This window comes from Pseudomonas sp. CM25, assembly GCF_013179705.1.
Classification (GTDB): domain Bacteria; phylum Pseudomonadota; class Gammaproteobacteria; order Pseudomonadales; family Pseudomonadaceae; genus Aquipseudomonas.
Genome location: NZ_JABMCW010000369.1, coordinates 1 through 5,011 on the forward strand (window position 1 = coordinate 1; position 5,011 = coordinate 5,011).

Annotated in this window: 6 protein-coding genes; 5 read left to right on the plus strand and 1 reads right to left on the minus strand. The window is 61.8% G+C overall.

The genetic code is table 11. The features are described from left to right. From HP546_RS25720 to HP546_RS25730, 3 genes are all read left to right on the plus strand, one after another. Positions 1-691: IS110 family transposase (locus HP546_RS25720; protein WP_172231290.1), on the plus strand; the 691-nt coding region annotated here is incomplete at its 5' end. 417 nt (positions 692-1,108) lie between these two features. Next, positions 1,109-1,363 (plus strand): outer membrane protein assembly factor BamE, encoded by a 255-nt coding sequence (bamE, locus tag HP546_RS25725; RefSeq protein WP_043200628.1) that lies wholly within the window; start codon positions 1,109-1,111, stop codon positions 1,361-1,363. After that, on the plus strand, positions 1,360-1,932 hold the full coding sequence (locus HP546_RS25730) for a lipocalin family protein (protein WP_172231293.1): 573 nt from the start codon (positions 1,360-1,362) through the stop codon (positions 1,930-1,932). The genes bamE and HP546_RS25730 overlap by 4 nt, the downstream gene beginning before the upstream one ends. Positions 1,933-1,964: 32 nt before the next feature. Here HP546_RS25730 and HP546_RS25735 read toward each other — a convergent pair whose 3' ends face one another. Then, a complete protein-coding gene (locus HP546_RS25735) occupies positions 1,965-3,329 on the minus strand; it encodes a formimidoylglutamate deiminase (RefSeq protein ID WP_172231296.1) in 1,365 nt (454 codons plus the stop codon). A gap of 144 nt (positions 3,330-3,473) precedes the next feature. Here HP546_RS25735 and hutC point away from each other — a divergent pair, with 144 nt between their 5' ends. Both hutC and HP546_RS25745 read left to right on the plus strand, forming a co-directional pair. Then, a complete protein-coding gene (gene hutC / locus HP546_RS25740) occupies positions 3,474-4,184 on the plus strand; it encodes a histidine utilization repressor (protein WP_172231302.1) in 711 nt (236 codons plus the stop codon). Continuing rightward, on the plus strand, positions 4,181-4,753 hold the full coding sequence (locus HP546_RS25745) for a HutD family protein (protein ID WP_172231299.1): 573 nt from the start codon (positions 4,181-4,183) through the stop codon (positions 4,751-4,753). The genes hutC and HP546_RS25745 overlap by 4 nt, the downstream gene beginning before the upstream one ends. Positions 4,754-5,011 lie beyond the last annotated feature (258 nt).

Below are 5,011 nucleotides of genomic sequence, written 5' to 3' on the forward strand. Positions count from 1 at the left end.
GTCCGAAGCCCAGCAGACTCTTTCTGTGTTGCATCGCCTACGCGAGTCGCTGATCCGCGATCGCACCAAGTCCGTCAATCAGATGCACGGGTTCTTGCTTGAGTTTGGCATCGGCTTGCCTCAGGGCCTGGCAGTCATGAAACGTTTGTCTGCTGTTCTAGCGGAGCACGAGCTGCCTGTTCGGCTGACAGTGCTGCTGCAACGTCTGCACGACCATTTCGTCTATCTGGACGAGCAGATCAAGGCGCTGGATAAAGAGTTGATTGGCCAGCTGGCCGACGATGATCTAGGGCGTCGTTTGTTGAGCATGCCCTGTGTCGGGCCGATCACCGCCAGCCTGCTGGCTGTGGAAATGGGCGATGGCCAGCAATACGGCTGCAGTCGCGATTTTGCCGCTTCTCTAGGCTTGGTGCCCAGGCAGTACAGCACTGGCGGCAAAGCTAACTTGCTAGGGATCAGCAAGCGAGGCGACAAGAATCTGCGACGCCTTTTGGTGCAATGCGCCAGGGTCTACATGCAGAACCTGGCGCGGCAGAAGGGGGCTCTGGCGGACTGGGTGCGAGCGCTTATGACGCGACGACACTCAAACGTGGTCGCCTGTGCGCTGGCCAATAAATTCGCCCGCATAGCTTGGGCGATTTCTGCTCATCACACCCAATACGAAACAGGGCCAGGCGCCTTGAACGCCTGACCCTGTGGTTGTTGCTGTATCACGATTCACCTTTCAGGTTTTGCGACTGAGCAATAGATGAAATAAACGGCCTACCGGCCTGGCGAGGATCCTGACATAAAAATCGGCTTTCGAAGCCGAGCGGCTTTTAAGGATCGTCAGGCGCGGCTCTCATCGTGGCGCGGGGCTTGCCCCAATTTGACGCCGGATAGATTTAAGCAAGCCATCCATTTCATCCGTTAATCAGTATTGCAAAAAAATGGGGTGACCATAGATTTTTATTGGCATGGCTAATCCTTTGTGATTAGTCATGCCGTAGTGGCCATCCGACAAATGGTGCAGAGGCAAAGAGGGTAGGTCAGGGAACCCGGGAGGGATTTTCCCGTCGAAGGTCACTGCAGGCCACTCGCCTGTTACCCTTCTTCAGGAGTGTCCTTCATGTCGTTGCGTTCCCTCGCCCTGTTGTCGCTGTGCGTCGTCCTGACTGCCTGCAGCAAGATCAACCAGGAAAACTATTCCAGGATCAAGGCCGGTATGAACAAGGCCGAGGTCGAGCAGCTGCTCGGCACGCCGACCGAGTGTTCGGGCGCGTTGGGTATGAGCAGCTGCACCTGGGGGGACGAGAAGAGCTTCATCAGCGTGCAGTACGCGGCTGACAAGGTGCTGATGTATTCAGGGCAGGGCCTCAAATGAGGCCTTTGTACCTGCTGATGGGGGTATGCCTGGCGTTGCTGCTGGGCGGTTGTGCAGGCTCGGTGCACGACCCGCTGGCGCCGAAAACCGCCGGCAATGTCGACCTCAAGCGCTACCAGGGCAAATGGTACGAGCTGGCGCGCCTGCCCATGCGCTACCAGGCCGACTGCGAGCAGTCCGAGGCGCACTACAACCTCAAGCCCGACGGTTCCTATGGTGTGCTGAACCGCTGCCGCACCATGGGTGATGAGTGGCTGCGCGCCGAAGGCCATGCCAGCATTCAGGAGCCGGGGCATACCGACAAGCTGTGGGTAGAGTTCGACAACTGGTTCACCAAGCTGGTGCCAGGGGTGGCCAGGGGCGAGTACTGGATCCTGTATGTAGACGACCGCTACCGTACCGCCATCGTTGGCAGCCCGGACCGCAAGTACCTGTGGATCTTGTCGCGGACGCCGTCGCTGGCGGCTTGGGAGCGCGAGAGCCTGTTGTCCAAGGCGCGGCAGCAAGGCTATGACACCAGTCGACTGATCTGGCGCGCGTCCGATCAGCAAATCGTAAAAATGCACTGATTTTCTGGGGCTGCAAAGCAGCCCCAGAAAACCTAACCCAAAAGCTGCCGCAACACCTCGGCAAACGCCCGCGCGCTGTGCTCTTCCTGCGCATGCCGCCCCTGGCGCACCACCCACTTCCCGTTCACCATCACATCGCGCACCTGGCGATCGCCACCGGCAAACAGCCAGCGGTTGAGAATGGCATCGCCATCTGCCAGGGCGATGTAAGGGTCCTGCCCATCAAGCACCAGCCAGTCGGCACGCTTGCCCACTGCCAGCTCGCCAATCGCCTGCCCCAGTGCCTGCGCACCGCCTGCCAGTGCGGCGTCATACAGCGTGCGCCCGACCATCGGCTGGTCGCCGCGATACAGCCGGTTGCGCCGCTGGTCGCGCAGCCGCTGGCCATATTCCAGCCAGCGCAGCTCCTCGACCACGCTCAGCGACACATGGCTGTCCGAGCCAATACCCATACGCCCACCCTGGGCCAGGAAGTCCACTGCCGGGAATATCCCGTCACCCAGGTTGGCTTCGGTGGTCAGGCACAGGCCGGCCACTGCACCGCTGCGGGCCATCGCGGTGACCTCATCCGGCTGGGCATGGGTGGCATGCACCAGGCACCAGCGGGGGTCTACGTCCACATGCTCGTACAGCCACTGCAACGGGCGCAGTCCGCTCCAGGCCAGGCAGTCGTCGACTTCTTTCTGCTGCTCGGCGATATGGATATGCACCGGGCATTGCTTGTCGCTGGCGGCCAGCACCTCGGCGATCTGCGCAGGGGTCACCGCCCGTAGCGAATGGAAGCACAGGCCCAGCTGTTGCGCCGGCTGCGCGGCCAGCAGCGGGCCGAGTTGTGCCTGCAGTTGCAAGTACTGGTCGGTCGCGTTGATGAAGCGCCGCTGCCCGTCGTTCGGTGCCTGCCCGCCAAAACCGGCATGGCTGTACAACACCGGCAGCAGGGTCAGGCCGATGCCGCTGTCGGCTGCAGCCGCGCTGATCCTGAGCGAGAGTTCGGCAGGGTCGGCGTAAGGCTTGCCGGCCTGGTCATGGTGAACGTAGTGGAATTCGGCCACCGAGGTGTAACCGGCCTTGAGCATCTCGATATACAACTGGCGAGCGATGACCTGCAGTTGCTGCGGGCTTATCTGCCCGACCAGGCGGTACATCAGGTCGCGCCAGGTCCAGAAACTGTCGTTGGGGTTGCCGGCAACTTCCGCCAGGCCCGCCATGGCGCGCTGGAACGCATGCGAATGCAGATTGGGCATGCCCGGCAGCAACGGGCCGCCCAGGCGTTCGGCGCCTTCAGCCGAAGCCCCTGGCTGGATGCTGGCTACATTGCCATCGCTGGCGACCTCGATGCGGACATGGCTGGCCCAGCCCGTAGGCAGCAGGGCGCGTTCGGCGAAGTAGGCGGACATCGGTGAAATCCTGTTATTGTTAACTTGTATATACATATACAGGCGTTTGCCTGCCGGGTAAACTGCGGCAAGCTACCGCTCATTCCATTTGCACAAGGATCCAACGCCGTGCCGACACCTCCTGTCTCCGCGCTGGTTGCCCAGATGGGCGAGGGCCCGGCGCCGCTCTACGCCCGGGTCAAACAGATGATCATCCAGCAGATCGACAACGGCAGCTGGCCACCGCATCACCGGGTACCTTCGGAGAGCGAACTGGTCAACCAGCTGGGCTTCAGCCGCATGACCATCAACCGTGCCCTGCGCGAACTCACCGCCGACGGCCTGCTGGTGCGCATGCAGGGGGTGGGCACCTTCGTGGCCGAGCCCAAGGGCCGTTCGGCGCTGTTCGAGGTCAACAACATCGCCGACGAAATTGCCGCGCGAGGCCATCAGCATAGCTGCCAGGTGATCACCCTTGCCGAGGAAGCGGCCGGCTCCGAGCGGGCCCTGGCGCTGGACATGCGCGAAGGCCAGCGGGTATTCCACTCGTTGATCGTGCATTTCGAGAACGGTGTGCCGGTGCAGATCGAAGACCGCTACGTCAACGCGGCCATCGCCCCCGAGTACCTCAAGCAGGACTTCACCCGGCAGACCCCTTACGCCTATCTGTCCCAGGTAGCGCCGCTGACCGAGGGCGAGCACGTGGTGGAGGCGATCCTGGCCGAGCCGGAAGAGTGCCGCCTGCTGCAGATCGAGCGGGGCGAGCCTTGCCTGTTGATTCGCCGGCGTACCTGGTCCGGCCGCCAGCCGGTGACGGCTGCCCGGCTGATCCACCCCGGTTCCCGTCATCGCCTCGAAGGACGTTTCAGCAAATGAGCCAGTTGCAGTTGTTGCGTGCGCAGGATTACCCGCGCATGCCGTGGAAGAACGGTGGTGGTTTCACCGAGGAAATCACCCGCGACAGTGGCGAAGGCCTGGACGGCTTTGGCTGGCGCCTGTCGATTGCCGATATCGAGGAATCGGGCGGCTTCTCCACGTTTGCCGGTTATCAGCGGATCATCACCGTGTTGCAAGGGGATGGCATGCGCCTGCAGGTCGACGGCGAGGCCAGCCGGCCATTGCTGCCGTTCGATGCTTTGGCCTTCGGTGGTGAAAGCCAGGTGAGTTGCAAGCTGCTGGGTGGGGCGATTCGCGATTTCAACCTGATCTATGCGCCGCAGCGTTACACGGCGCGGTTGCAGTGGCTGGATGGTACCAGCCGGGTGTATAGCTCGGCTTCGACGGTGCTGTTGTTTGCAGCCAGTGGCCTGGTCGAGGTGGCTATGGCGGGGGGAGATGTGCAGCAGTTGGGTTTGTATGACTGCCTGCGGCTGGAGAGCAACGACGGGTTGTTGGGGCTGAATGTGCAGGGACGGTGCTGCCTGATCGAACTGATGCCGCGCTGACATCTGGTTAGCCAGTAAGGGGCTGCTGCGCAGCCCAATCGCCGGCAAGCCAGCTCCCACAGGTACGCCGCTGCTTTCAAGGCTAATGCGTACGGGTGGGAGCTGGCGTGCCGCGATTGGGTTCGCGCAGCGGCCCCTTGTTTTGCGAACCATTCAGCGGGCCGGTCCGATTATTTTGGTTGTCCATGCTTGTACATACAAGTAAAGGTGTGTTTGTATATCAACCACGACACACCTGCCCGCGAACGACCGCAGAGG